Annotated in this window: 21 protein-coding genes and 1 other annotated feature; of the genes, 4 read left to right on the plus strand and 17 right to left on the minus strand. The window is 36.8% G+C overall.

Annotated features, from left to right (window positions below; all coding sequences use genetic code 11):
* Positions 1-50 precede the first annotated feature (50 nt).
* The 6 genes from NST93_RS07055 to tpx form a co-directional block, all read right to left on the minus strand.
* Positions 51-1,352 (minus strand): ABC transporter substrate-binding protein, encoded by a 1,302-nt coding sequence (locus NST93_RS07055; RefSeq protein ID WP_405102573.1) that lies wholly within the window; start codon positions 1,350-1,352, stop codon positions 51-53.
* 20 nt (positions 1,353-1,372) lie between these two features.
* Positions 1,373-2,209, minus strand: coding sequence for a carbohydrate ABC transporter permease (locus NST93_RS07060; RefSeq protein ID WP_405102574.1), 837 nt, complete (start codon positions 2,207-2,209; stop codon positions 1,373-1,375).
* A gap of 5 nt (positions 2,210-2,214) precedes the next feature.
* Positions 2,215-3,183 carry a carbohydrate ABC transporter permease gene (locus NST93_RS07065; RefSeq protein ID WP_405102576.1) on the minus strand — a complete coding sequence of 323 codons (969 nt, stop codon included), beginning with the start codon at positions 3,181-3,183 and terminating at the stop codon, positions 2,215-2,217.
* Positions 3,184-3,496: 313 nt separating this feature from the next.
* Positions 3,497-4,717, minus strand: a complete 1,221-nt coding sequence (locus NST93_RS07070) for an acetate kinase (protein ID WP_405102578.1) — start codon at positions 4,715-4,717, stop codon at positions 3,497-3,499.
* A gap of 26 nt (positions 4,718-4,743) precedes the next feature.
* Positions 4,744-5,730, minus strand: a complete 987-nt coding sequence (locus NST93_RS07075) for a class I SAM-dependent methyltransferase (RefSeq protein ID WP_405102580.1) — start codon at positions 5,728-5,730, stop codon at positions 4,744-4,746.
* Between the two features lie 27 nt (positions 5,731-5,757).
* Positions 5,758-6,258, minus strand: coding sequence for a thiol peroxidase (gene tpx / locus NST93_RS07080; RefSeq protein ID WP_405102582.1), 501 nt, complete (start codon positions 6,256-6,258; stop codon positions 5,758-5,760).
* Between the two features lie 236 nt (positions 6,259-6,494).
* Here tpx and NST93_RS07085 point away from each other — a divergent pair, with 236 nt between their 5' ends.
* Positions 6,495-7,295, plus strand: a complete 801-nt coding sequence (locus NST93_RS07085; protein WP_405102584.1) for an NAD kinase — start codon at positions 6,495-6,497, stop codon at positions 7,293-7,295.
* 108 nt (positions 7,296-7,403) lie between these two features.
* Here NST93_RS07085 and NST93_RS07090 read toward each other — a convergent pair whose 3' ends face one another.
* The 5 genes from NST93_RS07090 to refZ all read right to left on the minus strand — a co-directional run bounded on the left by NST93_RS07090 (position 7,404) and on the right by refZ (position 12,994).
* On the minus strand, positions 7,404-7,598 hold the full coding sequence (locus NST93_RS07090; protein WP_405102586.1) for a small, acid-soluble spore protein, alpha/beta type: 195 nt from the start codon (positions 7,596-7,598) through the stop codon (positions 7,404-7,406).
* 110 nt (positions 7,599-7,708) lie between these two features.
* The gene (thiI, locus tag NST93_RS07095) at positions 7,709-8,908 is read right to left on the minus strand and encodes a tRNA uracil 4-sulfurtransferase ThiI (RefSeq protein WP_405102588.1); all 1,200 of its coding nucleotides are present in this window, start codon (positions 8,906-8,908) and stop codon (positions 7,709-7,711) included.
* A 6-nt stretch (positions 8,909-8,914) separates the two neighbouring features.
* Complete coding sequence (locus NST93_RS07100; protein WP_405102590.1) at positions 8,915-10,054, minus strand: cysteine desulfurase family protein; 1,140 nt, start codon at positions 10,052-10,054, stop codon at positions 8,915-8,917.
* 441 nt (positions 10,055-10,495) lie between these two features.
* Positions 10,496-12,190, minus strand: a complete 1,695-nt coding sequence (gene ezrA, locus NST93_RS07105) for a septation ring formation regulator EzrA (RefSeq protein WP_405102592.1) — start codon at positions 12,188-12,190, stop codon at positions 10,496-10,498.
* A 198-nt stretch (positions 12,191-12,388) separates the two neighbouring features.
* The gene (gene refZ, locus NST93_RS07110) at positions 12,389-12,994 is read right to left on the minus strand and encodes a forespore capture DNA-binding protein RefZ (RefSeq protein ID WP_405102594.1); all 606 of its coding nucleotides are present in this window, start codon (positions 12,992-12,994) and stop codon (positions 12,389-12,391) included.
* Positions 12,995-13,201: 207 nt separating this feature from the next.
* Here refZ and NST93_RS07115 point away from each other — a divergent pair, with 207 nt between their 5' ends.
* Complete coding sequence (locus NST93_RS07115) at positions 13,202-13,681, plus strand: GAF domain-containing protein (protein WP_405102596.1); 480 nt, start codon at positions 13,202-13,204, stop codon at positions 13,679-13,681.
* Positions 13,682-13,720: 39 nt separating this feature from the next.
* On the opposite strand, the gene NST93_RS07120 is transcribed toward NST93_RS07115, so the two are convergent.
* Positions 13,721-15,541, minus strand: coding sequence for a diguanylate cyclase domain-containing protein (locus tag NST93_RS07120; protein ID WP_405102598.1), 1,821 nt, complete (start codon positions 15,539-15,541; stop codon positions 13,721-13,723).
* A gap of 393 nt (positions 15,542-15,934) precedes the next feature.
* Between NST93_RS07120 and rpsD the strand changes: the two genes are divergently transcribed.
* On the plus strand, positions 15,935-16,537 hold the full coding sequence (gene rpsD / locus NST93_RS07125) for a 30S ribosomal protein S4 (protein ID WP_405102600.1): 603 nt from the start codon (positions 15,935-15,937) through the stop codon (positions 16,535-16,537).
* 129 nt (positions 16,538-16,666) lie between these two features.
* Here rpsD and motS read toward each other — a convergent pair whose 3' ends face one another.
* The 5 genes from motS to tyrS form a co-directional block, all read right to left on the minus strand.
* Positions 16,667-17,416: a flagellar motor protein MotS gene (gene motS, locus NST93_RS07130; protein ID WP_405102602.1), complete on the minus strand. Its 750-nt coding sequence runs from the start codon at positions 17,414-17,416 to the stop codon at positions 16,667-16,669.
* Positions 17,406-18,245: a flagellar motor protein MotP gene (gene motP / locus NST93_RS07135; protein ID WP_405102604.1), complete on the minus strand. Its 840-nt coding sequence runs from the start codon at positions 18,243-18,245 to the stop codon at positions 17,406-17,408. The genes motS and motP overlap by 11 nt, the downstream gene beginning before the upstream one ends.
* A gap of 199 nt (positions 18,246-18,444) precedes the next feature.
* On the minus strand, positions 18,445-19,206 hold the full coding sequence (locus tag NST93_RS07140) for a FixH family protein (protein ID WP_405102606.1): 762 nt from the start codon (positions 19,204-19,206) through the stop codon (positions 18,445-18,447).
* Positions 19,207-19,272: 66 nt separating this feature from the next.
* A complete protein-coding gene (locus tag NST93_RS07145) occupies positions 19,273-19,851 on the minus strand; it encodes a DeoR family transcriptional regulator (protein ID WP_405102608.1) in 579 nt (192 codons plus the stop codon).
* Positions 19,852-20,060: 209 nt separating this feature from the next.
* Entirely contained in the window at positions 20,061-21,332 is a 1,272-nt protein-coding gene (tyrS, locus tag NST93_RS07150) for a tyrosine--tRNA ligase (protein ID WP_405102610.1), read from the minus strand.
* A 76-nt stretch (positions 21,333-21,408) separates the two neighbouring features.
* Positions 21,409-21,619, minus strand: a binding site (T-box leader).
* A gap of 123 nt (positions 21,620-21,742) precedes the next feature.
* Here tyrS and NST93_RS07155 point away from each other — a divergent pair.
* Positions 21,743-24,679 carry a transglycosylase domain-containing protein gene (locus NST93_RS07155; RefSeq protein WP_405102612.1) on the plus strand — a complete coding sequence of 979 codons (2,937 nt, stop codon included), beginning with the start codon at positions 21,743-21,745 and terminating at the stop codon, positions 24,677-24,679.
* The last annotated feature ends 266 nt before the right edge of the window (positions 24,680-24,945 follow it).

Raw genomic sequence — 24,945 nt, forward strand, 5'->3', positions numbered from 1 at the left:
TCTAACAATGCGGACGATGTTTCTCAATCTATACCTCATCCACAACTGTTTTAATTATTCATGTATTCACGGTATTTATCTTCTGAATCCTTTATAGCCTTTGCCCATTCATCTAGAAACTCCTGGACCGTTTTTTCCCCACTCATTACTGCTTGTGTACCTGGATCTACCGTGTTATCTAATATAGAACGATAATCCGATAAGTAGAATGGCGGCTGATACAATATTGTTTCTGGGTTATCATACACTTCAAAAGCTGTTTTAATATGCTCTGCATTTTGAATCCATTCTTCATCTAATACATCAGAGTTAGTTGGGATTTGCCCAACTTCTTCATTCCAATAGCTCTGGCTTTCAGCACGATTAATAAATTCAACAAATTTCCATGCTTCATCCGGATGTTCTGTCGTGTTAAAAATCGCCATATTAATCGTATTGCCACCCTCAGCTATATATCTTCCATCTTCCGTCTGTGGTAATGGAATTGCCTGAAATTGTTCTGGTTCAAGTGCTTTTCTATGTTCACCAAATGAGCCTATATTATGGTGAACCATTGCAACAACTCCCGTATCAAAGCCTGCAATCATTTCTTTATACCCATTTGTTATATCGCTTTTAGGTGTGTACTCGTTATAAAGTCCCAAATATCTCTCAACAAATTCCACATGTTTAGGATGGTTAATAACAACATTTCCATCTTCATCAAAGTAGGAATCAAAACCAGAATAAGCAAACATTAGACGCTGCAATTGAAAAGAACCACCAGCACCTCCACGAATTGTATAACCATAGCGTTCTTCAGTTGTCATTTCTTCAATTGCAGTAAAAAACTCTTCCCATGTTACAGGAATTTTTACACCAGCATCTTCAAACCAATCTTTGCGTACCCAGATAACATCCAAGTTTTGCGTATAGGGAATTCCGTAGAGCTGTTCATCTTGTACAATTTGTTTATTAAAGTCGGTTGCTCCCTCATTTATTAGCCCGCTTAACTCAGATTCCACAAAATAGGAATCAAGAGGAAGTAAAGCTTCACGAACAGAGAATTCCGGTAACCAGCTTGTCTGAACAGAACCGACATCAGGCATATCATCTGCAGCAATTGCAGCATCTAACTTTGATTTAGCCGATTTATTCGGTATACCAACATATTCTACGTTAATATCAGGATTTTCCTCCTTAAATCGTTCAATTAGTTCTTCCCAAATCGGTGTACGTTGTGGCCCAGCATTTTCATCCCAGAAGGAAATTGTAACTTGGCCTTCTCCCTTTGTTTCTGTGTTTTCGCCACAGCCACTTAAAATGAAAAGGACAGCTAAGCTAATGGCTAAAATATAAATTCCTCTACGCATTCTTATTCCCCCTTTTTTAATTAACCCTTAACAGCTCCACCCATACCACTAACAAGGTGTTTTTGCGCATAGGCAAATAAAATTACGGCAGGTATTAAAGCAATTACACTGCCTGCAGCAAGAGCACCATAGTTTACATTAAATTCACCCATCATAAAGCTTAAACCAACAGGCAAGGTGAATTTGCTCTGATCATTCGTTAACATTAAAGCAATTAAAAACTCGTTCCAAGTATAAATGAAAGTAAATACCCCTGTTGCAACAATACCCGGCAGAAGCAATGGGAATAAAACATATCTTATCGATTGAAGTTTTGTTGCCCCATCAACCGCTGCAGCTTCCTCTAACTCTTTTGGTATATTTGAAATGAATCCACTCATTAATACAGTTGTAAAAGGTATTTCAACGGCTGTATACGTAATAATTAAAGAAAGTGGATTACTAATTAATCCAAGGTTCTTGAAAATAATAAACAACGGGATGATTAACATTGCTCTCGGGATAAATTGGGTTGCAAGCAGCATTAGCAAAAATGGTCGTCTTCCTTTAAATTGATATCTGCTGAGTGCATATCCGGATAATGTAGAGCAGATGATTACTACGAATACCGTTGTAATACCGACGATTAAACTATTTTTAAAAAAGGTTGCAAATCCAACATTATTCCAAGCCATTACAAAGTTGTCTATTGTAGGCGATACAGGTAAGTATTCTAAAGGCTTTTTAATGATATCCCCTTCTGCTTTAAATGCAGTATTAATCGTCCAATAAATTGGAAATAGTGTAAAGCTCAGCATTAATGTTAAGGGTAGATAGAAAAAAATTAATTTATCTGCACGCTTTCTACTTGTTATCATCAAACTCACTCCCTCTCATAGCGGGTAATTCTTAAGTAAAGTACAGCAAAAATAAATAGAATTCCAAATGAAACTACTGTTAGAGCCGAACCATAACCAAAGTTACTTCCATTGACTGCAAGATCGGCAATGTACATTGTAAGTGTAGTCGTAGAATGTGCAGGTCCCCCACCTGTTAAGTTAAAGATTAAATCTACATTGTTAAATTCCCAAACCGTCCTTAACAACGTTGTTAAAACAATCGTATTTTTTAAATGTGGTAATGTAATGGCGGTAAATGTTTTCCACCTGCCAGCACCATCTACCCTCACGGCTTCATACAGCTCTTCGGGAATACTTTGCAATGAAGCAAGTAGTGTAATAGCAAAGAATGGAATCCCTCTCCATAACTCAGCAATGACTACTGATACAAATGCACTGGTCGTACTAGCCAAGAAAGCCTGCGGTTCATCAATGAAGCCCATTTTCATTAATAAATCATTGAAAACACCCATATGCTCGTTGTACAGTAATGACCACATGACAGATGCAAGTACACCCGAAATCGCCCAAGGGACAAAGGCAACTGCTCGTACAACCCCTCTAAATTTAAATGTCTGATTTAGTAACAAAGCAAGAATTAAACCGAGCACTAACTGAAGTCCTACCTGTGATACCACCCACTTTAAACTGGTCCAAAGGCTAGGCAGAAATAGTTCGTCTTCCGTAAATATCTTTATAAAATTATCTAAACCAGCGAAAGAGTTATAAAATGGTGCAGAAATATCATAATGCTGAAAACTATAATAGAAAACAGTTCCAATTGGATAGAATAAAAAGGAAACAATAATTAAAAATGATGGAAGAATAAAAATATACGGTACCCATCTTCCTTTTTTAGCTTGCTTGTTTCCAGGCTGCTTGTTTCGCATCTTTTTCTTATTTAAGGCTTTTTTCGTATTATTTGTATCATTATTCATTACTTCTGCATGCATTATTCTCCCTCCTTTCTAGAACCCATATTAATTGAAAACGGTTACATTAACAATCCATAATTTTAAGATAATTGTTTAAATTTTTAATATCTTTTGCGGATTAGAAATTTATCTTTCGAGTATATAAAGGCTGGCTATAAGGATAAGTAGTTAATTTTCAGAGCAGGAATTATAATTAACAATCTATCAATCCTGTTTTCCTTGCTATTAATCCAAGATTTCATCATAAATAAAACCTTTCAGTCGTATCATTTCTGATACAAGAGAAAGGTTCGTTTGTAATGATCATTTAATTAAATTTTTAATGATTTTATCACTGATTAGCACTAACTCCAGTTAGATTAGGCTCTATCTTACTTAAGCGCAGTGTATCTCTCGCAATCATTATTTCCTCATTAGTCGGGATAATGATAACTTTGACCGGTGAATGCGGGTAATTTATAAATTGTTCTTTCCCGCGGACATCGTTGAGTTTAGAATCCCAATACACACCCATGAATTCTAGGCCAGTAAGAATCTTCTCTCGAACAATATCGCTATTTTCTCCTACACCAGCTGTAAAAATAATCGCATCAACACCTGACATTTTTGCCGCATAAGATCCAATATATTTATGGATACGCTCTGCGAATACGGTTAATGCCAGCTCTGCTCGTTCATTTGTAGCTGCTTGCTCTTCGATATCCCGAAGATCACTTGAGAATCCTGATAATGCAAGCATTCCACTTTCCTTATTCAAGACATTAATCACTTCATCAGCAGATTTACCTGTTTTCTCCATAATATACGGAATCAATGCAGGATCAATATCTCCCGACCTCGTCCCCATTGTAACCCCTGCAAGTGGTGTAAAGCCCATCGATGTATCTATCGATTTCCCAGCTTCAATTGCAGTTACACTTGCACCATTGCCAATATGACAAGAGATTAATCTTAAATTTTCGATAGGTGTTCCAATGAGTTCAGCTGCACGCTGTGATACATACTTGTGAGATGTACCATGAAATCCGTATTTACGTATTCCATACTCTGTATAGTATTCTTTTGGCAAACTATATAAATAGGATGATTTCGGCATTGTTTGATGGAAAGCTGTATCAAACACCGCAACCATTGGCACATTAGGCAAAATTTCTTTAAATGCATGAATTCCTGTCAGGTTTGCAGGATTATGAAGCGGAGCAAGCTCAGAAACTTCTTCAATCGTCTTCATTACATCATTTGTAATTAAAACAGAATCACTGAAATGCTCTCCACCGTGCACAACACGATGGCCAACTGCATCAATCTCATCAAAGGAGGATATTACACCAGATTGGATTAAAGCATCCAACAGCATTTTTACTGCCTTTCCATGATTTGGGATATCAGTTGTTGTTTTATCTTTTTTACCATTCACTTCAACTTGAAAAGTGGAATCCTTTAAACCTATTCTCTCGACAAGTCCTTTTGCAGAAACCTTTTCTTCCGGCATTTGAATCAATTGAAACTTCAGTGATGAGCTGCCTGCGTTAATCGCTAATACATTATTCATACAATCACTCCAACATTAAAATAGTTTTAGTTACTATTGTAAGTGCTAAACCAACCATTCATTTGTGCAAGAATATCTGACATTGCATTTGCATTTGTCAATGAAGGCATTTGGACAAGTAGTGGCTGCTTTGGCCCTTTTGTGTGTTCCCCTTTTTTCTGAAGCACCAGGATGCTTTTTACGTTTCGTTTCGACTTAAATACACTCTCAGGTAATCGAAGTACGCCAACAATATGCGCATTTTCACGTAAATAATGGTTCAGCTTCTCTGACTGATCACTTTCAAATAGAAAATCAGGTATAACAAAAATGAGATAACCAGCATCTTTTGTGTATTTTAAGCTTTGCTCGATAAATAAGTGATGTGCATAAGCATGTCCCTTATCAGCCTTTAATTCATATTCACTTGCTCTAATATCATCTGGATAATAGCCAACTGGCAGATCAGAGACAACGAGGTCAACTGGATCAAGCAATAAAGGGCTTAAACTATCCTGATGGAAAAATTCGATTTCTTTTTTCTGGAGATTTGCACTTAGTACAGAAAGCTGAATTAATGTTGGGTCTACTTCACTTGCATAAACCGTCTTCTGCTGCGATAAACGTTCCATTACTGTTGTTAACAAGTTCCCTGTCCCGCTTGCCGGATCAAATATTCGCACATCCTGTTTATCTTTCATCAGTTTATCTGCTAAATAGCCGACAATTAGGCCAATGGATTCTGGTGTCATCAAATGCTGTTCCTGAGTCGAGTCTTTCATTCCTTTTAGAATTGCAAGCTGGATAGCTTTCCGCATATCTTCATGTGTGTAATTCAATTTATGAAGCTCTTCTAATGCATCATCAAGCTTTTTCCTTAGAATATCATCGAGATCATTTGCTGATTCATCGTAAAATACTGTTTCCATTGTTTCCGAGAGGCTGTCGAGATAAGGTTCATTCATATGCTGCTGAACCTGTCTTGTTGTCTGATCTAGCCACTCAAATAAAATTTCTACTGTTGATTTTTCCATTCGTTATCTCCCACTGCTCATAAAACTTTATTTTGCTTGTTTTGCCGCTTCGAGTGCAGCCTCATAATCCGGGTGGCTAGAAACCTCATCAACATATTCAACATAAGCTACTTCATCATTTGAATCGACTACAAAAATCGATCTTGCTAACAAGCGAAGCTCTTTAATTAGAACACCATACTTTTCACCAAAGTCTGCATCACGGTGATCAGAGAATGTTGAGACTTTCTCGATTCCCTCTGCAGCACACCAGCGCTTTTGTGCGAATGGCAAATCCATGCTGATTGTTAATACATGAACATTATCAAGGTTGTCTGCTTCTTCATTAAAGCGTCTCGTCTGGTCTGAACATACACCAGTATCAAGTGAAGGAACAACACTAATTAGTTTCACTTTTCCTTTGTAGTTTTCTAAAGTCACTTCGTTTAAATCGTTCGATAAGACAGTGAAATCAGGCGCTTTATCGCCAACTTTCACTTCATTTCCCAATAATGTAACTGGTTCTTGATGAAACGTTATTTTTTTCATTTACACCATGCCTCCCAAAGTTATATTCCTTCTTCATTATGAATAAACTCGTAATTAATGTCCAATCTTTTCACATATTTAATAAGTACATTTTTGTGAACGAATATACAAAGCTTACCCAACGTCATTATATACTATTTTTAAGCAAATTTAACCTTTTTTGCCTAATGATTGATTGGATAAAAAGGGCACTAGTGGTATGATGAAACTATACTCAAAGATTGGGGGAGCGTAACTTGCCAAATCGCAATAATTTATATTTCTACTATCGTAAAGATGAGGAAACGAATGCAAAGGTCGCAAATCTAATTGAAGTCGCAGAAAAAAATGGTTTTACAATCGTTGACACTGACAAGGAAGCGAATATTATCGCAAGTATTGGGGGCGATGGTACTTTCCTGCAGGCAGTAAGAAAAAGTCATTTTCGCCAGGATTGCCTCTATATCGGAATTACCCGGGAAGGTGAATCTGGACTTTATTGTGATTTTAATATTGATATTTTTGATGAGATGCTTCATTCCTTGATGCATGAAGAACTGGAAGTAAGACGATTCCCGGTTATCAAAGTGCAGGTTAATGATGGAACTTCTTATTATTGTTTAAATGAAGTAAGTGTGCGTTCTACAATTGTAAAAACAATCGTTATGGATGTACATATTGACGATCGGCAGTTCGAAACTTTCCGTGGGGATGGCTTAATTGTTTCAACACCTACAGGCAGCACTGGCTATAGTAAATCAGCAAATGGTGCAGTTATCGATCCATTAACAGCCTGCTATCAAGTTTCTGAAGTTGCTTCTCTAAATAATAATCAATACCGCACATTAGGTTCCTCTTTCGTATTAAATAAGGGGAGAAAATTACGACTCGATATTTTACAGTTAGGAAATGATCATCCGATTATCAGTCTTGATAATGAAGCTTTTCCAATTCGCCGGATTTTTAATTTAAATGTTGAGATGGATAATACGGTTATTAAAACAGTCAAGTTAAAAAATAATTCTTATTGGGACCGGGTTAAGCGTACCTTCCTGTGAGAAAATTTAAAGAGCTATTCCAATACTATTGGAATAGCTCTTTTATTTAGCTAAATATCATACGTTTGAAATTTTTTATTTACTGGCAGACTCACAGTTAGTGATTGCTTAATGTCCACCCATTTGTTGCTGTGCGATTGTTACTAAACGCTTTGTAATCTCTCCACCTACAGATCCATTTGCACGAGATGTTGTATCAGCACCTAGCTGAACACCAAATTCCTGAGCAATCTCGTATTTCATTTGGTTTAAAGCTTGCTCTGCACCAGGGACTACTAATTGATTTGAATTATTACTAGCCATTGTTAGCTCACCTCCTTGGTAACTATAGCATGTGTCACCAAAAGAGGTTTCATGTATCAAATATAATAGTATTTATTGGCAAGTCTGCCAGGTCACTGGAAAATCTCTGTCTAGAAAAGATCCTCAAAGTTTGATTCACCAGTTTTAGGAGTAATTTTAATTGTTTCAATGCCATTAATCGCTTCTTGGATTGTTTCACTGAAGTCATATGCAGATTCATAATGATTCACTTTATCTTTGCGCGGCTTCGTTTTAGGCGCTTTCGGAACAAAAATCGTACAGCAATCTTCATAAGGCAAAATCGAAATATCGTAAGTTCCTATCTTATGTGATATATCGATAACCTCCTGTTTATCCATTGAGATTAATGGTCTTATTATTGGATAGTTAGTAACCTCATTTATCGTATGCATGCTTTCCATCGTCTGGCTTGCTACTTGACCAAGGTTTTCTCCTGTTGTCAAAGAGAGGATATTCTCTTTTTCGCAAACTGATTCAGCAATTCGAAACATCATCCGGCGCATTATTGTCATCGCATAGCTATCTGGCATTTCACGAAAAATTTCTTGCTGCAGTTTCGTAAATGGCACAATGTGCACTGTAACTGATTTACCATAATCGGTTAATTTCTTTGCAAGGTCGAGTACTTTCTGTTTTGCGCGTTCGCTGGTGTATGGCGGTGAATGAAAATGAATCGCTTCAAGCTGAACACCACGTTTCATTGCCAGGTACCCAGCAACCGGACTATCAATTCCACCTGAAAGCAGCAACAGCGATTTTCCTGATGTACCAACAGGTAATCCGCCAGCACCAGGAAGATTTTGTGATGTAATATAAGTTGCTTCTGCCCGAATTTCTACTTTAATCTCCATATCAGGCTGATGCACATCAACAGTAATATCTTCTGTATTTACTAATAAATGTGTTCCGAGAATCTGATTCATTTCTTGTGAACCGTGTGGAAAACCTTTATTAATTCGTTTAACAGACATCTTAAATTTTTCAATGTTTTCGCCTTGTTTTAAAGCATAAAGTGCTGCTTCCTTAATCTTATCTAAATCATTTTCCACTTTAATTGCAAGACTTAGACTTTGAATACCAAAGACTTTCTGGCAAATAGCAATAATTGGATCTGGCGCATGTCCATTTAATAAAATAAACATTCTCCCTTGTGTACGTTTTACTTTTACATTAGGAAAGTCTTTCAGCTTCGCTTGCAGATTCTCCTGTAATTTAATAATAAAGCTGCGGATATTTTTCCCCTTTAACGCCATTTCTCCATAGCGGATTAATATATGATCATATTGCATAATTATCTACCTCAATGCTTCCTTAAATTGATTTACTGCCTCACTTAAAGCTTGGATGAATCGTTTTATTTCTTCTATTGTATTGTCATAAGATAAACTGATTCTTAAACCTGAAATTGCCTCTTCGCGTTTTAATCCACATGCTGCAAGGATCTTACTCTCATCTTTTTGTTTTGAGGAACAAGCTGATTTTGTTGAAATATATATTTCCCTTTCCCCGAGCATATGAATAATCACTTCGGGTTTCACACCCGGTACAGAAATATTCATAATATATGGTGCACCGTTTTCAGGGCTATTAATTCGGACACCAGCAATTCTCTTTAACTCTTCTCTTAAATATTTTCCTAATTCAAGTAAATTAGAGTAATCATGAGATTCTTTTTCTTTTATTAAACGCAGAGCCTTTACCATAGCAACAGCTCCTGCCAGATTTTCTGTTCCAGAGCGCAGGCCATTTTCTTGGCCGCCACCATGAAAAAGTGGAAAAACTGTTGTCGCCTTTTTTATATATAAAATACCTGTACCTTTCAATCCATGAATTTTATGTCCTGAAAATGTACATAGGTCTATTCCTGAATCCTTTAATTTTAATGGAATTTTACCCAGCCCTTGCACCGCATCAACATGGAAAAATAATTTAGGATAACGTTTTGCAATCTCCCCAATTTCTTTAATGGGCTGAATTGAACCAAGTTCATTATTCACATGCATAATACTAATTAATATCGTATCTTCTCGTATTACGCGTTCTAAATCTCGAATATTGACAACGCCTTTTTCGTCGACAGGAAGTACTGTAATTTCAAAGCCCAGCTTTTCTAAACTGCTGCACGCTTCATCTATCGAAGGATGTTCAATAGCCGACGTAATAATATGTCTTCCACGATTTTGATGTTCAAGGGCAATTCCTTTGATAGCGATATTATTCCCTTCTGTCCCGCCTGAAGTAAACACAATTTCATCAGCATCAACCTCAAGCAGTTCTGCAGCCTGTCTTTTCGCTGTATGCAGGAGTTTTTCTGAAGTTCCTCCTAATTGATGAATCGAGGATGGATTCGCAAAAAATAGCTCAGTTGTTTTTTTGAAGCTTTCTACGACAGATTTGTCAGGCATCGTAGTAGCACTATTATCAAGATAAATCATCTTCTTCCCCCTCTTTTCTAAACCCGGCTTTTATCCTGTATCTTACAATAATTCCTTAAGCATCTTACTTTATAATCCACAAAAACACAAGTGCTTTGCGATTCGAAAAAAGTGGAAACAAATAAACTTTCTTGATGGATATAAAAATAATCTCTCTTACAAGGAAAACACAAAACCAGCTTGTTCAAGCTTAATATCAAATAGCTGGCTTTTGGAATTACGATACTGTTTCCAGCATTAATTTAATGAAGAATCAATACAAATTGTTGAGTAATTTAATTCAGAATGACTCCAAATGAATCCCGGCACAATGGCTACACGAGGTTTACGCGTGAAACGAGAGAGTCAATTTATATTATTCAAGGAATTCTTTTGCTTTCATTATTAAAAAAGGAAAGGCTGTTGTAAAAAGGAAAATCCTTTTTAAACAGCCTTGACTGATTAACTATTTATTGCCATCTGGGATTCTTCAATTCGTTTAAGTGCCCCAGGTTCAATTTCTTCAATTGCTTTCGCAGCCTTTTCAAGGGACAATTCATATTCATAAGCCCTGAATAGCCGTTCTGCTTCGGCAAGATTCCCTGCTAATATTGGGTTGCGGCTTCTGTACCGATTAGCATACTGGATAACCTGTTCCGTTAAATAAGCTTGATCAAGCATCATATCGATTTTGTCTTTTGTTTGTTCAATCGAACTTTCTGCTTCAGATAATGCACGATGGACAGCAGTTGTGTCTAGCGGCTGTTGTTCCAGCGCCTTGATTACTTTCACATTTTTATCCTGTGTTTCTTCCAAACTATTCCAAATATATGTCGGTACACCTGGAATATTGCTTTTCCTTAAGCGGCGATTCAATGCTGTTATTTCGTTGCGCATTTCAGCTAGCTTATCCTTAGCAGCAAGCTCGTCCTTCCGCAAGGTTTGAATATTATCTTTAAATGTTTCATGCATCGCTTCCAAATCTTCTATTTGAGCTAAGCCTGTCTCAATCAATTCTCTGAGTTCAGTATGTGCTGAATTATTTTCTTCCAGCTTTTCCATAACAGCATGCAATTGTTCTTTTAGTTCTTCTGCTTTCATACCCACAGAAAGGAAGCTTTCCAATTCCGAATCTTCCACATAATAAGCTTTTTTCAGTTCGTCAACTTCTGCCTTCGTTTCTTCAAATGAGGTATTTAGTGCAGTAACTGCCTCCTGATAAGACGAGACATTTTTTTCTATATAGCTCTTTGCCAGTGCTTCTTCTTCCAGCGCTTCATACATTTCTGCAAGTCTTTCTTCGATTTCATTTAAGCTTGTGCTTCCATCATCCAAGTCACCTTGCTCCAGCGCCTCCATAATATTCACTACTCTTTCTTGATATGTACGAATTTCATTTTCAAAATCAAGATGCTCAATAAAATAGCCTTCTTTTTTCATATCCCTGATTCCAGATAATATGTTATCAAGCTGTGAAGGCAAATCATGTTTTGCTTTTTTATAAATTGCCGGGAAAGCCTCAATTTTCTCAGCTAGAATTTCAAGTTCTTGTTTGATGCTATCCACCAGCTGTTTCGCTTCCATATAGTTGCCATCTTCTGTTTCAGCATGATAAGAGGCAAGACTCTTATCAAGTTCTCCAAGCTTCGAGTCATAGTAACTATCTGCTTTGCCAAATTGATATCTATTTTGTGAAATTTTTCTTTTCAGTTCCTTAATAGACGGCTCGATAGACTCTACTTCAATTCTGCTCGTCTTTTCAGACTCCAGCAGTTCTTCCAATTCTTGAAGAATATTTTCAATACTGCCTTCAACAGACTGCAAAATTTCCTCAGCTTCTTTGAGTGTTTTTTTAGCCTCTGTTACCATAAAACGATCTGCAGCATCTTCTGCATCCAATAAATGATCCTCAATATCAGCAAGTTCCTTACCTACTATATAGTCCCATCTTTCTTTCCAGGTCTCAAATTTAAGCTGTGTTTCCCCAGAAAGATTCAAATTCTTTATCTGGCTTAATTGAGCAGCAACATTTCTGCCCATAATATCCAGCTTCCAAGCCTCCAGACGGTCAACATAATCGTAAATTCGCTTTCGCAATATAAGTCCAATGATAATTAATGCGATAATTGCCAATATTATTCCAATAAAAAGTTCCATAGCGTACCTCCTAGCCCCATTTCTATAAGAGGATTTATACATTCGGTGTCAGTAAAAAAATACTGTTAACTTTTGTAATTGTGCTCCTGTTAAATAATAATATATCTCCTATAATAGCATGTAAACAGTAATTTTGGCTAAGAAAAACAATAATTTGTCTTATTTTTAGGTTTTTTCATATAAAATTTATAAATAGCATTAATTTTCGACAATAAATTCAACCCATTTTTGAATTATTTCTGCATATTTATTTACAAACATTTCATGTGAATATTCACCAATTACTTGATCTTTCCACTCATTATGTAAAATATATGGTGTAATCAGCATACCTTTAAATTGCAAAAGTAAATATTCCTTTCTGTCTCCTCCAAATTTCTGTACAGCTAATGCCTCTGAAAAAATCGAACGAATATAATAATTCTCTTTTGCAAGATAAGTCACAGCCATTTCCCTGACAAATACTGAATCCAGAGAAAGTTCACGTTGGATAAAACAAGTCAATTGAAGTTTTGATTGTTTATATTGTATAATTGTAAAAATTAATGCATGGAGTCTTTCGAGCGCAGTCCAATCTGAAGTTTCATTTATACCCTGTTCAATAGTCTTAAGATATTCTTCATAATAACTTGTAACTGCATGCTCTAAAAGTCCTTGTTTCCCCTTAAAATAGTAGCTTACTGAAGATACATTGACCGCTGCTTTCTCTGCAATATCTCTAACAGATGTTCCGTGAAAGCCTTTTTGGAAAAACAGTGAAGAAGCAGCATCGATAACTTTTTGCTTTGATGGGTTTTTTTTCATTTTGTAATCAGCTCCTTACTTTTCCAATACGACAAATTGTCTTCAATTCCTGTATTTACTTCTCGACAATATATTTGTCCTTGTCGATTCATGGTATCAGGAAAAGCACCTGACCAAGTATATCAATAAGACACATTTCTATTTTAAGCGATACTTGCATTAAAAACTAATATAAATTACTTAAACGATAAATGGAGGAGAAAATTTATGTTTCAACAACTTGCCTATTCACAGGATCGAATGAAAGATTATGAACTATTAATTAAACAGCTTCATGCCCTGTCTGAAAGTGAAAATGACCAAATCGCAATTTTATCCAATGCTTCCAGTTTGCTTAACCAATTTTTAGATGAGGTCAATTGGGTTGGTTTTTATCTATGGAAAAACGATGAACTTGTATTAGGACCATTTCAAGGTCTCCCTGCTTGTGTAAGAATTCCATATGGCAAGGGAGTGTGCGGTACGGCAATTAAGGATAAAAAAACACAGCGCGTAGAAGATGTCCATGCATTTCCTGGTCATATTGCATGCGATGCCGCGAGTCAATCTGAAATTGTAGTTCCTATTATCTTGAATGATGAGATTTTCGGAGTTCTCGATATTGACAGTCCGATTAAAAATCGTTTTGACGAAACAGATGAAGAATACCTTGAGAAATATGTTGAGGCATTGCAGCAATATCTTTAAAATTTTAAAATGAGCAGCCATAAAAATAGCTGCTCATTTTTAGTTTAAGGAAAGAACGCGATTTTTCCCATTTGATTTCGCCTTATACAATGCCTTGTCTGCCCGCAAAAACAACGTTTCTCTATTATCCTGCTTTTCCTTTCTCCATAAAGAGATGCCACAGGATACGGTCACTGCAGGAGCCGTTACACTGGCTACCAATATCCGTATTTTATCAGCTATCAAATTTCCTGTTTCCAGGGTAGCATCTGGAAGATAAATTGCCAGTTCTTCCCCTCCCCACCTTGCTGCAATACCTGCATTTCCGATCTCACTATCAATAATATGTGCAACTTGCTTTAATACAACATCTCCGATATGATGCCCAAACTGATCATTCACTTGTTTAAAATCATCGATATCAAATAGCATCAAAACTCCCTTACTGCCATTATCCATATGCTGGTTAATGCTGTCTTCAAGATATCTTCTTGAATGCAGCTGTGTCAAAAAATCTGTAATTACTGTTTCCTGCAACTTTTCTTTTAAGATTGTATTGGAAATCGCTAAAGCAGAATGCTGAATTAATGACTCAATCAGCTTAAATCTTTCAAATGTAAAATGATATTTATTTTCGTGGAGAATTACAGTAAACCCCATACTAAGACCAGAGTAAATCATTGGTATTACCATCACTGAGCGGAAACCATAATCGGCAATTTCAGAATCATTGCCGCTGAACACTGGTTCAAGATTTTTATTTAATTTAATTTTAATTTTCTCGATGAGCCTGTGCCCTGTATTCCCTTTAAAGAGAGCAGTACTTCCAGATAAAATATGAAATCCGTATTTCACCTCGTCATCAAAATAGACAAATCCAACTTGTGTTGCTGTTGTCAGTGATTTAATTTTATTCTTGACAAGCTCTGTAATCTGAGTAAGTCCTACTGAAGAATTTAAGTCGTGAATGATATCATTTAATAAAGTTAAATTATTAACTTGCACGAGTGAATCTTCGTACAGGATGGTTTTCTCTAGAGCTTTACCTGCTAACACAGCAAACTCCTTAATAAAATCTAATTCTTGCGTGCTAAAATAACAATCAATTGGCGCTTTTATTTCAAGCACACCGTAAACACTTTGCTCACCAATTAATGGCGCGTAGATTGCTTTTTTTCCTTCACTTTCTAACCGCTCCAATTGCAGCTCAGCATTCATGAAAACCTGTATACTTGTATGCTTTAGGTTCTCATCATTGTATTCCATAATTTTGATTGGGAGATTTTGAGTCGTGTCATGTTCTTGGGTCAAAATCAAATAATAGGTAAAATTAGGGTAAAGCTTTGTAAGTGATGCAATGATTTCTTCAAGAATAATTTTCTTGTCATGTGATTGTAATAACTTTGTACTAACATCTAATAAAAATCTATTATTATGACTCTCCAGCATATTCATCTGCATCGAGTGCACGATTCCAAGAAATTTTTCAGACTCCGTTTGTAATTGCTTTTGCAAAGTTTCCGACAAAAAGTGTTTTTTTGCTGCGATGAGGATGAATGCTTTTTCAGTTGGTAATTGTATAGGAATTAAATATATATGGTGAGCAATATTCTCATTTTTGAAGCATGCTTGTGCGTCAATCTCTTTCACATCTAATACGATTTCTTCAGGCCTAAGCGTTTGATCACTTGAAACAGAATGTATTAACCGATAAGTCTTTGTTTTTTTATAATGCATATAGATTGCAGCATAATCTGTCGTTAAATACTTGTTTAATTGGAATAGGAATTCATTATACATCCTTACTTCCCGATTTGGTTCATTATAAAGTGTTGCTATGATTTCAAAAAAAATGTGCTGCAGTTCTTTGATTGCATTCATATAAATCACCTTTTTATAAAAAATAATTAGCTATGTAATCGATTATAATTATACACCACATAGTTCTGTTTCCCTATAAAAAGCGGTTAATTTTATTATTTTTAGCAATTAGTAGGTAAAAGGTAACATTTGTAATGGATTATCTATTAAAAAGATTAAACCCATCATTGACTTTCTAGTTGCAAACTTATATAATATAATTTGTGTAAATTTAAAGGTAGCCTTAGCGATTGATCTATTGCACCTAGTTTGTTCCTTAAGACTTCTTAAGCTTAAAGGTGTATCGTGTAACTCTCTGCTGCTGGAGCGATGGTACATGAAAACAAACTAGACAACAGAATTAACGCGGTGATTTATTTTTATACAAAAATACAATCAAAGGAGGAAATGTCTATGTCACGCTATACAGGCCCTGTATGGAAAAAATCTCGACGTTTTGGCATTTCATTAACTGGAACTGGTAAGGAATTAGATAAACGCCCTTACGCTCCTGGTCAACATGGACCGAACCAAAGAAAGAAAATCTCTGAATACGGAATGCAGTTGCAAGAGAAGCAAAAATTACGTTTTATGTACGGATTAAACGAACGTCAATTCCGTAACCTTTTCAATAAAGCTGGTAAAATGAAAGGTATTCACGGTGAGAACTTCATGATTTTACTTGAATCTCGTCTTGATAACCTTGTTTACCGTTTAGGTTTAGCTCGTACGCGCAAACAAGCTCGTCAGCTAGTAAACCACGGTCATGTTTTAGTTGATGGCCGTCGTGTTGATATTCCATCTTACGCTGTAACTCCTGGACAAACAATTGGCTTACGTGAAAGATCTCAAAATCTTGACATCGTAAAAGAAGCTATTGAAGCAACTAGCTTTGTACCAGAGTATACAACTTTTGATGCTGACAAACTAGAAGGTTCTTACTCTCGTTACCCTGAGCGTTCTGAACTTCCAGCTGAAATCAACGAACAGTTTATTGTTGAGTTCTACTCAAGATAATAAACTCACATGTAAAAGCCTTAGAATGAATAATTCTAAGGCTTTTTATTTTTTCTCTTCATAATAAATTTAAAAACACATGGATTATCTCATCTAATCCATGTGTTTCTAAAACATTTATCACACTGTCTACTCTTCCAAAATCACAATTTCCACTCTTCTGTTTTTCCTCATATTATCTGGTGTATCATTTGGCTCAATCGGTCTTGTATCACCATATCCCGCAATAGAAAAACGAGCTTCGTCTATTCCTTGTTCTTCTACAAGGTAGCGGACAATCACACTTGCCCGAGCCCCAGAAAGTTCCCAGTTTGATGGGTAGCGATAATTACGTATCGGCCGGCTATCTGTATGCCCTTCAACTTTAACTTCATTATCTATGCCAGATATAAGCTTTCCTACCATGTCCAGGAATGGAAAACCCTCCTCGAGAACCTCTGCTTCACCAAGATTAAAAAAGATGCTGTCCTGTAAAATCAACTCTACCCCTTGAGCTGTCCTGTTAGCAGAAATATATTCACTTAGGTTATGCTCATTTAAAAAACGTTCGACTTCCTCTGTTAACGAGCTTAATTCATCCTCTTTTGCTTCTGATTCCCCAGTCTCTTCCTCTTCTTGAGATTGGGACAGAAAATCATCTTCTTCATCCTCATCTGTGTGGCTGCCCGGATTTTCTAAAGGCACAATCGACGAGGAAAAATCAAAAACTCCACGATTTTGAAAAGATTGTGAAACTAAATCAAACTTGTCCTGATTGATTTGTGACATGGAAAAAAGCAAAATAAAGAACACTAGAATCAGAGTGACCATATCAGAAAAAGTTACCATCCATAATGGTGCTCCAGTTTTTTTAGTTTTTCGTATTCTTCTACGCTTCATTAACGCTCTCTCCTAAAAAACTGTTTTTATCCTTTGCGTTCATTTCACCATTTTTCAATCTCATTTTTGAATCATTTGATAGAAAAGCGCTTAACTTTTCTTCCAATAATCGAGGGTTTTGACCGGACTGCACACCGATAATTCCTTCAATAATAATCTGCTTCGTGAATATTTCTTCTTCCGTTTTCCCTTCCAGCTTACTTGCCATCGGAAGGAAGACAAGATTTGCAAGCACTGTTCCGTACAAAGTGGTAATCAATGCAACCGCCATACTCGGACCAAGTGTCGCCGGGTCAGATAACTTATTCAACATAAGAATCAGCCCAACCAAAGTACCAATCATTCCCCAAGAGGGCGCATATTCCCCAGCTTTCTCCAAAAGAATTCTTCCTTGATAATGTCTGTCTTCCATTGCTGTTATTTCAGCTTCCATAATATCCTTAATGACTTCGGGTTCAATTCCATCTACAAGAAGCAGAAGGCCTTTTTTAATATAAGGGTCATCTATTTCATCCAGTTCATTTTCAAGTGCCAGAATCCCTTCTCGTCTTGCTACCTCAGAAAGCCGTACAAAGAGACGAATTAACTCAGGCAATTTCATGTCATTTTTATACATCGTTTCTTTTATAATTCTTCCAGCTAATTTAATTTGCTCCATTTTAAACGTGATCAGCATGGAACCGATCACTCCACCAATTACAATAAAAATACTTGCAATATCTAAAAAACGGTGTAACCCCTCTGTTCCACTGTCCGATACAATCGCCAGCATAATCATAATAAAACCAATTGTAATACCGATTGGAGTAAGCAGATCTCTTTTTCTCATAATAACGTTCTCCTCATAACTAGTTCTGGTTCACCTTTAACTGAATTTCACAAATATACTTCTATATTAATATCGGCAAAAAACAAATAATGTTGAACTGATAATTACAATTAGTTCAATTTTGTCTTAAAGATTACTCATAAAAAGAAAGCAGAAGGTAAGCACCATACTCACTTTCCGCTTTATTAAACTGCATATATTAATTCACTGCTTCTACGCTAAATTCTTCGTGCTCATGGAGTCCTGAATCATCTTCTACATGAATAACAATTGTATAGGTCCCAGCCTCCGTAAATGTATGGGAGCTAGCATACTCACCTTCAGCTGTTTCTTCCGCATCAACCCATGCTGTATTTTCCGGTTTTCCTTCTGGCGCAATCTCATAACGTACAGTTGCAGCAGCTAACGCACTCTCATCCATTTGTAAATGTACGACGAGATCAGTCTCCTCACTTACCATTACCTCCTCAGGTTTCATAAAATGTAAATGAAAACCTTCGGCGTGATTGCCATGGTCATGATGCTCGCTCTCAGCCTGCTCTTCCTCATCTTCAACTTCTCCGCCATCCCCTATCGTAATAGAGGTTAGCGGCATCGTATGCAAGCCTTTTGCAGTCGTATGGGCATACATTTCATAAATTCCTGCTTCTTCAAAGGTCACATCCGCAATATAACTGCCATTTTCTTGATGCATACCATCTATTTTTAAACTATTATCTTCATTTCCTTTTAACCAGTATTCAAACACAACTTCCTTTGCGTCTTCTACCTTCTCTTCTCCGTATGTAACAACTGCTTCTAATGTAACTGTTTCTCCTGGATCAGCGGTATCAGGTACAATAAATTCTACTTCAAGTACTGCTAATTCATCTGATTGATCTGTCTCTTCTGTCTCTGCATCTCCACAGGCAACCAATATTGCAAGCATAAACATAATTAAATAGACTGCTACTTTTTTCATTTCATTACCCCCGTTATATTTAATAAAATCTCATTGCATTCATTTTGCGACTTAATAGAAAGCTGTTCAATGTCCGCAAGAATGATTGTCACTGCTCATTTTTTGATGAACCATTTCCAAAGCTTCATCAAAACGATATAATTTCCCTCCAAAACCTTGAATGAAGTTTCTTGCATGCTCCTCATGCTTGAATGTTAAAACCTGTGGCTCACAGCAGCCAACCTGAATGGAAGTTTCCATCACATACCATGCCAGTGGAGCACTAATTGTTGTTTGCATAATTAAATCTCGACAAATTGCATGTGACACCTTATCCTTTAACTGTCGATATTTTAATAGCCCACAATGTGCACAACATGCCGTAACCATAATATCCTCTGGAAGAAATAATCGATATGCAAGTCGATCCTCCACTTTTCGATGACAAAAATCACATACATCCTCTTTGGTGTATTCTTCCTTTTTATTTGCTGAAGTAATACCTCCGAAGGTCTTTACAACAACTCCTTCTTCAATTAAAGGCTTAATATCACGATGAATCGTCATTTCAGAGACACCTATTTCATCACTTAATTCGGAAATTTTCATTGCATGTCTTTCTAAAATCAATTCTTTAATTTTATTCTTTCTTTCAATCGGCAGCATGCTTTAGCCCCTTCATTGCTTATACTTTTAAAAATGATACGACAATACGTAACAAAGTCAAACAAACTTTAACATATCTCTTCATAAATGTACCAACGAAAAGGCTGAGAATCAACCGTTTTTAATGAACAATATGTGAATAATTTTCAATATAAAAACAGCCTAAATTGATATAACTATCGATTCAGGCTGTATTTACCGTTAATTTATTAATTAAAATCAATAAGCGTATATTTCTTCTTGCCTCTTCTTATAATCGTAAATTTATCCTCGATACGATCCTTTTCTGTTATTTCGTAGTACGTATCTTGTTGTCTTTCTCCATTAATATAAATTGCTCCATTTTGGATATCTTCTCTTGCTTGACGTTTAGATGGTGATATTTTGGCGTTGACTAAAAGATCAACTAAACCACTATCTGCTTTTTCAAGCTTGTGTGTAGGCACATCTTTAAATCCTTGCTCGATCTCATTTACAGACAAATCTTTTAAATTTCCACTGAATAATGCTTCGGAAATTTTAATTGCTTGCTCTAAGGCAGCTTCACTATGCACCATTTTTGTCATTTCCTCAGCGAGACGTTTTTGCGCCTTGCGCTTCTCAGGCTGGTTTTCAACCTCAACGGCAAGTGTATCTATTTCTTCTTTCGATAAGAAGGTAAAGTAGCGTAAAAACTTAACGACATCACGGTCGTCCGTATTAATCCAGAATTGATAAAACTCATATGGTGTTGTTTTCTCAGGGTCCAGCCAGATTGCATTTCCAGCAGTTTTTCCAAACTTCGTCCCATCTGCTTTTGTGATTAATGGAACCGTTAGACCGAAGACATTAATTTCTTCTTCTGGATTTTCTCTTGTCCGGCGAATTAATTCCATTCCAGCTGTAATATTGCCCCATTGGTCACTTCCACCGATTTGCAGCTGGCAATTCTCTTCCTCGTATAGCTTCATGTAATCAATCGATTGTAAAAGCATATAACTGAATTCCGTATACGTAATCCCTTGCTCAATCCGGCTGGATACCGCTTCTTTAGCTAGCATGTAATTAATGCTGAAATGCTTGCCTGCGTCACGAAGTATTTCAATAAAACTCATTCCACTTAGCCAATCATGATTATTTCTTGAAACGACTGGGTTCTCTCCTTCGCCAAATTTCACTAGCCTGCCTATTTGATTCTTGATGCTATTTGCAAAGCCCATAACAACCTCTTCACTATTAAGTGAACGCTCTGTTGAACGGCCACTCGGATCACCAATCATTCCCGTACCGCCGCCAACTAATGCGATTGGCTTATGACCCGCTTTTTGGAAACGCTTGAGCATTACAATTGGAACGAGATGACCGATGTGCAGACTATCTGCGGTTGGGTCAAATCCACAATATAATGTAATTGGCTGTGTATTTAAATGATTTTCCAGACCTTCTCTATCTGTAATCTGATTCACTAATCCACGCCATTCAAGTTCTTCTAAAATATTCATTTCACTTCTTCTCCTTAAATTCATATTATCACCAGTATAAGTGATTCATTAAAAAACAAAAAAGCCCGCCCTTCAGAAAAGGGACGAGCTTAAACACGCGGTACCACCCTTGTTGCAATCAGATTGCCACTTGGGATTGTTAACGATGTCTCCACCGCTCTTTTGATTCTACACCAAAAGAAATGCTCCAGACTGTAATTCACCTGTAAATTTATATTGGCTTACACCCCCGCCAACTCTCTGTAATAGGGATTTACCAGGCTACTGACTTCCTTCTTCGCAAAAGGCTATGTAAAGTTAATATACATTATAAACATAAGAACGATTAAGATGCAACGAAAAATTAAAAAACAATTCATGAAAAAAGATAGATATGGTATAATTATAAACGTATTTTAGGAGGGTTTCAAATGAATTATAAAGAAAGCATAAAAAATGCACTTCATAAATTTAAGACCATCTGGAAAACTGGTAAAATCCAACGAAACACACGTATTACATATGGGGTTGTCTGGAATGTTACTTTATTCTTTCTCATCGTCGGTTTTATTGGTTTCTTTTTCGTTGGCGGGATTGGTGCAGGATATTTTGCTTCACTCGTTAAAGATGAAAAAATTCTCGATTACGAAACAATGGCACAGGATATTTATGATTACGCCGAAACATCCAGAATGTACTTCGCAAACAATGTTTATTTCGGAGAGTTGAGCGCGGATATTCATCGTGATGAAACAACACTCGATCAAATTGAACCTTTGCTCCTCAAAGCCGTAATTGCTACAGAGGATGAACATTTTAACGAGCATAAAGGTGTTGTTCCTAAAGCGATTTTGCGTGCCGTCTATCAAGAGGTTTCAAGCTCCGCTACTCAAACTGGCGGAAGTACATTGACACAGCAATTAATCAAGAATCAGATTTTGACGAATGAAGTATCATTCGAGAGAAAAGCAAAAGAAATTCTGCTTGCGCTGCGTCTAGAGCGTTTCTTTGAGAAAGATGAAATTCTTGAAGCATACCTGAATATTGTTCCATATGGAAGAGACTCTTCGGGAAGAAATATTGCCGGAGTTCAGACAGCTGCAAACGGCATCTTCGGGATCGACGCAAGTGAAGTAAATCTCGCGCAGGCTGCATACTTAGCAGGATTGCCACAAAGCCCTTCTGCCTATACTCCTTTTACAGGCGGTGGCGGTTTAAAAGGTGAGGATGGGATACAGCCTGGATTAAACAGAATGAAAACTGTTCTAAATCGTATGTATGACATGGAATATATTACAAAGGAACAATATGAGGAAGCACTAAATTATAACCTTGTAGAAGATTTTAAAGAAGAAGAAGAATCACCTTTTGAACGCTATCCAATTTTGACAGCAGAAATCGAAACACGGGCTGAAAAAATTCTCTTTGACTATTTCGTTGAAGAAGGCGGTCACACTGCCCAAGATATAAAAGCAAGACCCGAATTAAAGGAAGAATATGAAAATATGGCATCTCGTGCTTTACGGATTAATGGATACGAGATTCACACTACTATTGATAAAGATTTGTATGATGCTTTCCAAAAGGTTGCAAAAGAATATCAGCATTATGGCCCGGATACGATTACAAATTTGAAAACAGCTAATGGAGAAATCCAAGAAAAACAATACGTCCAGGCCGCGGGGGTAATGATTGAAAACTCTACAGGAAAAATCATCAGCTTCCTAGGCAGCCGGCAATACAGTCTTGAAGATCAATTAAACTATACGAAAAGAGTCAGATCAATCGGAAGTACGATGAAGCCGCTCCTTGCCTATGGACCTGCTTTGGAAGAAGGATTAATTCACCCTGGTACTCCAATAGCTGACATCCCCTTATTTGTTAAAAGCGGAGGCGGATCTTCGGAGATTAGAAACGTAGATTTAAGACATCATGGTCTTATGTCAGCTAAGGAACATTTGGCATTTTCCTTTAATGTGCCAGCAGTTCGCACTTATTTAAGAATGATGGATGAAAATCCAGTTGATAAATATCTAAATAAAATGGGCATAACCACTATCGAAGAGGATGAATATACACATCCATCACTAGCAATTGGCGGTACAACTCGCGGCATAACGCTGGAAGAAACAGCAAATGCTTTTTCAACCATCGCAAATAACGGCAAGTTTATTGATGCATATATCATCGAGAAAATTACGACTAAAGATGGTGAAACAATTTATGAACATAAAGCAGATCCAGTTGAAGTATTCTCACCGCAAACAAGCTATTTACTTATTGATATGATGCGTGATGTCATCTCAAAAGGTACTGGAACTTACCTTAACTCACAACTTAAATACCAAAACGTTGACTGGGCCGGTAAAACAGGTACTTCCCAAAATGTGGAAAATGTTCACTTTTTCGGGAGCAATCCTAATATTACAATGGGAACATGGCTTGGATACGAACATCCAGATTCGTTAGAATGTAAATCCTGTGATTTATACCACAGCAACCGCAATATGAAGCTGTGGGCGGAATTAGTAAATGCTGCCAGTGATATCAATCCTGAGCTTGTTGCACCTTCACAAAACTTCCAGCAGCCTGATGGCATTGTTTCAAGAAGTTATTGTGCCCTTTCAGGAATGCTACCAAGTGAATTATGTGAAAAAGCCGGATTGGTTAAAACAGGATTATTTAATGCAAAATTCGTACCAACTGAAAAAGACAATAGTTTAACAACTGGAACTCATATCAAAGTAAACGGACAGTCTGTCTCAGCTGGCCCAGATACTCCCGGAGAGTTTACGAACGGTAACGGTCTCATGTTTACTCCGGAATATTTACAGAAATTCGGTATCGATAAGCTAAGCAATCCCGCTCTCATGCTGCCGGCAAATGGCGATCGCAGTAAATGGGAGAACATTGGTATGCCTGGTGGCTCAGCAGCTAGCAGCAATACTATTTCAAATGATAATAAGGCACCTGCATCACCAACTTCTGTTAAAGCTTCTGGCAATAAATTAACTTGGAATGCTTCAGGAAGTAAGGATGTTGTAGGTTACAGAATATACGAAGCGAAAGAGCCTGGCAGTAAATTCTCACGGGTTGGAAGCACTGCCTCTACCGAATATTCAATTGGCAAGAAAAATGCCGTATACTATGTAAAAGCAGTTGATTATTTCGGGGATGAATCAAAAGAATCGAATACAGTTATTGTTGGCGAGACACCGGAACCTGAAGAAAAAACAACAAATGCAGATGAAAAATCAGAAGAAAAACAGGAAAGCAAGGAAACAAAGAAAGATAAAAAAGATGGTGCGTCTAAAGATGACAAAAAAGAAACAGACAAGAAGAAAGATGCTGATGATAAAGAAGATTAACAGTCGAGAGCCTCAAGCTCTCGGCTTTTTCTTTTCCCTCAGCTTTCACGTAAGAACAATATAAATTCACCTTCATTTTATAATGCTGACTGGAAATATATAAACTTCTTATCATGCGAAAGAAAATACATCCCCTTCACCACGAAAATTGATAGTAACTGCTGATAACTAACTTAAAAGCTGTATTATTTTAATATAATCCAGCTTTTAAGAAACCCCAACAAAGTTTCTACGTCATTATCCCGCTGCAGCAACGATAACTGACT

The sequence above is a fragment of the Oceanobacillus sp. FSL H7-0719 genome (assembly GCF_045040795.1).
Lineage (GTDB): Bacteria > Bacillota > Bacilli > Bacillales > Amphibacillaceae > Oceanobacillus.

Excerpts from the sequence above, each read along its gene's own strand:
- NST93_RS07075 (WP_405102580.1), bottom strand. The coding sequence starts at position 5,730 with ATGGAAAAATCAACAGTAGAAATTTTATTTGAGTGGCTAGATCAGACA.
- motS (WP_405102602.1), bottom strand. The coding sequence starts at position 17,416 with ATGAAGCGTAGAAGAATACGAAAAACTAAAAAAACTGGAGCACCATTA.
- NST93_RS07115 (WP_405102596.1), top strand. The coding sequence starts at position 13,202 with ATGTTTCAACAACTTGCCTATTCACAGGATCGAATGAAAGATTATGAA.
- NST93_RS07090 (WP_405102586.1), bottom strand. The coding sequence starts at position 7,598 with ATGGCTAGTAATAATTCAAATCAATTAGTAGTCCCTGGTGCAGAGCAA.
- NST93_RS07140 (WP_405102606.1), bottom strand. The coding sequence starts at position 19,206 with ATGAAAAAAGTAGCAGTCTATTTAATTATGTTTATGCTTGCAATATTG.
- tyrS (WP_405102610.1), bottom strand. The coding sequence starts at position 21,332 with ATGAATATTTTAGAAGAACTTGAATGGCGTGGATTAGTGAATCAGATT.
- NST93_RS07145 (WP_405102608.1), bottom strand. The coding sequence starts at position 19,851 with ATGCTGCCGATTGAAAGAAAGAATAAAATTAAAGAATTGATTTTAGAA.
- NST93_RS07120 (WP_405102598.1), bottom strand. The coding sequence starts at position 15,541 with ATGAATGCAATCAAAGAACTGCAGCACATTTTTTTTGAAATCATAGCA.
- NST93_RS07100 (WP_405102590.1), bottom strand. The coding sequence starts at position 10,054 with ATGATTTATCTTGATAATAGTGCTACTACGATGCCTGACAAATCTGTC.
- NST93_RS07155 (WP_405102612.1), top strand. The coding sequence starts at position 21,743 with ATGAATTATAAAGAAAGCATAAAAAATGCACTTCATAAATTTAAGACC.
- motP (WP_405102604.1), bottom strand. The coding sequence starts at position 18,245 with ATGAGAAAAAGAGATCTGCTTACTCCAATCGGTATTACAATTGGTTTT.
- NST93_RS07065 (WP_405102576.1), bottom strand. The coding sequence starts at position 3,183 with ATGCATGCAGAAGTAATGAATAATGATACAAATAATACGAAAAAAGCC.
- rpsD (WP_405102600.1), top strand. The coding sequence starts at position 15,935 with ATGTCACGCTATACAGGCCCTGTATGGAAAAAATCTCGACGTTTTGGC.
- NST93_RS07060 (WP_405102574.1), bottom strand. The coding sequence starts at position 2,209 with ATGATAACAAGTAGAAAGCGTGCAGATAAATTAATTTTTTTCTATCTA.
- refZ (WP_405102594.1), bottom strand. The coding sequence starts at position 12,994 with ATGAAAAAAAACCCATCAAAGCAAAAAGTTATCGATGCTGCTTCTTCA.
- tpx (WP_405102582.1), bottom strand. The coding sequence starts at position 6,258 with ATGAAAAAAATAACGTTTCATCAAGAACCAGTTACATTATTGGGAAAT.
- ezrA (WP_405102592.1), bottom strand. The coding sequence starts at position 12,190 with ATGGAACTTTTTATTGGAATAATATTGGCAATTATCGCATTAATTATC.
- NST93_RS07070 (WP_405102578.1), bottom strand. The coding sequence starts at position 4,717 with ATGAATAATGTATTAGCGATTAACGCAGGCAGCTCATCACTGAAGTTT.
- thiI (WP_405102588.1), bottom strand. The coding sequence starts at position 8,908 with ATGCAATATGATCATATATTAATCCGCTATGGAGAAATGGCGTTAAAG.
- NST93_RS07055 (WP_405102573.1), bottom strand. The coding sequence starts at position 1,352 with ATGCGTAGAGGAATTTATATTTTAGCCATTAGCTTAGCTGTCCTTTTC.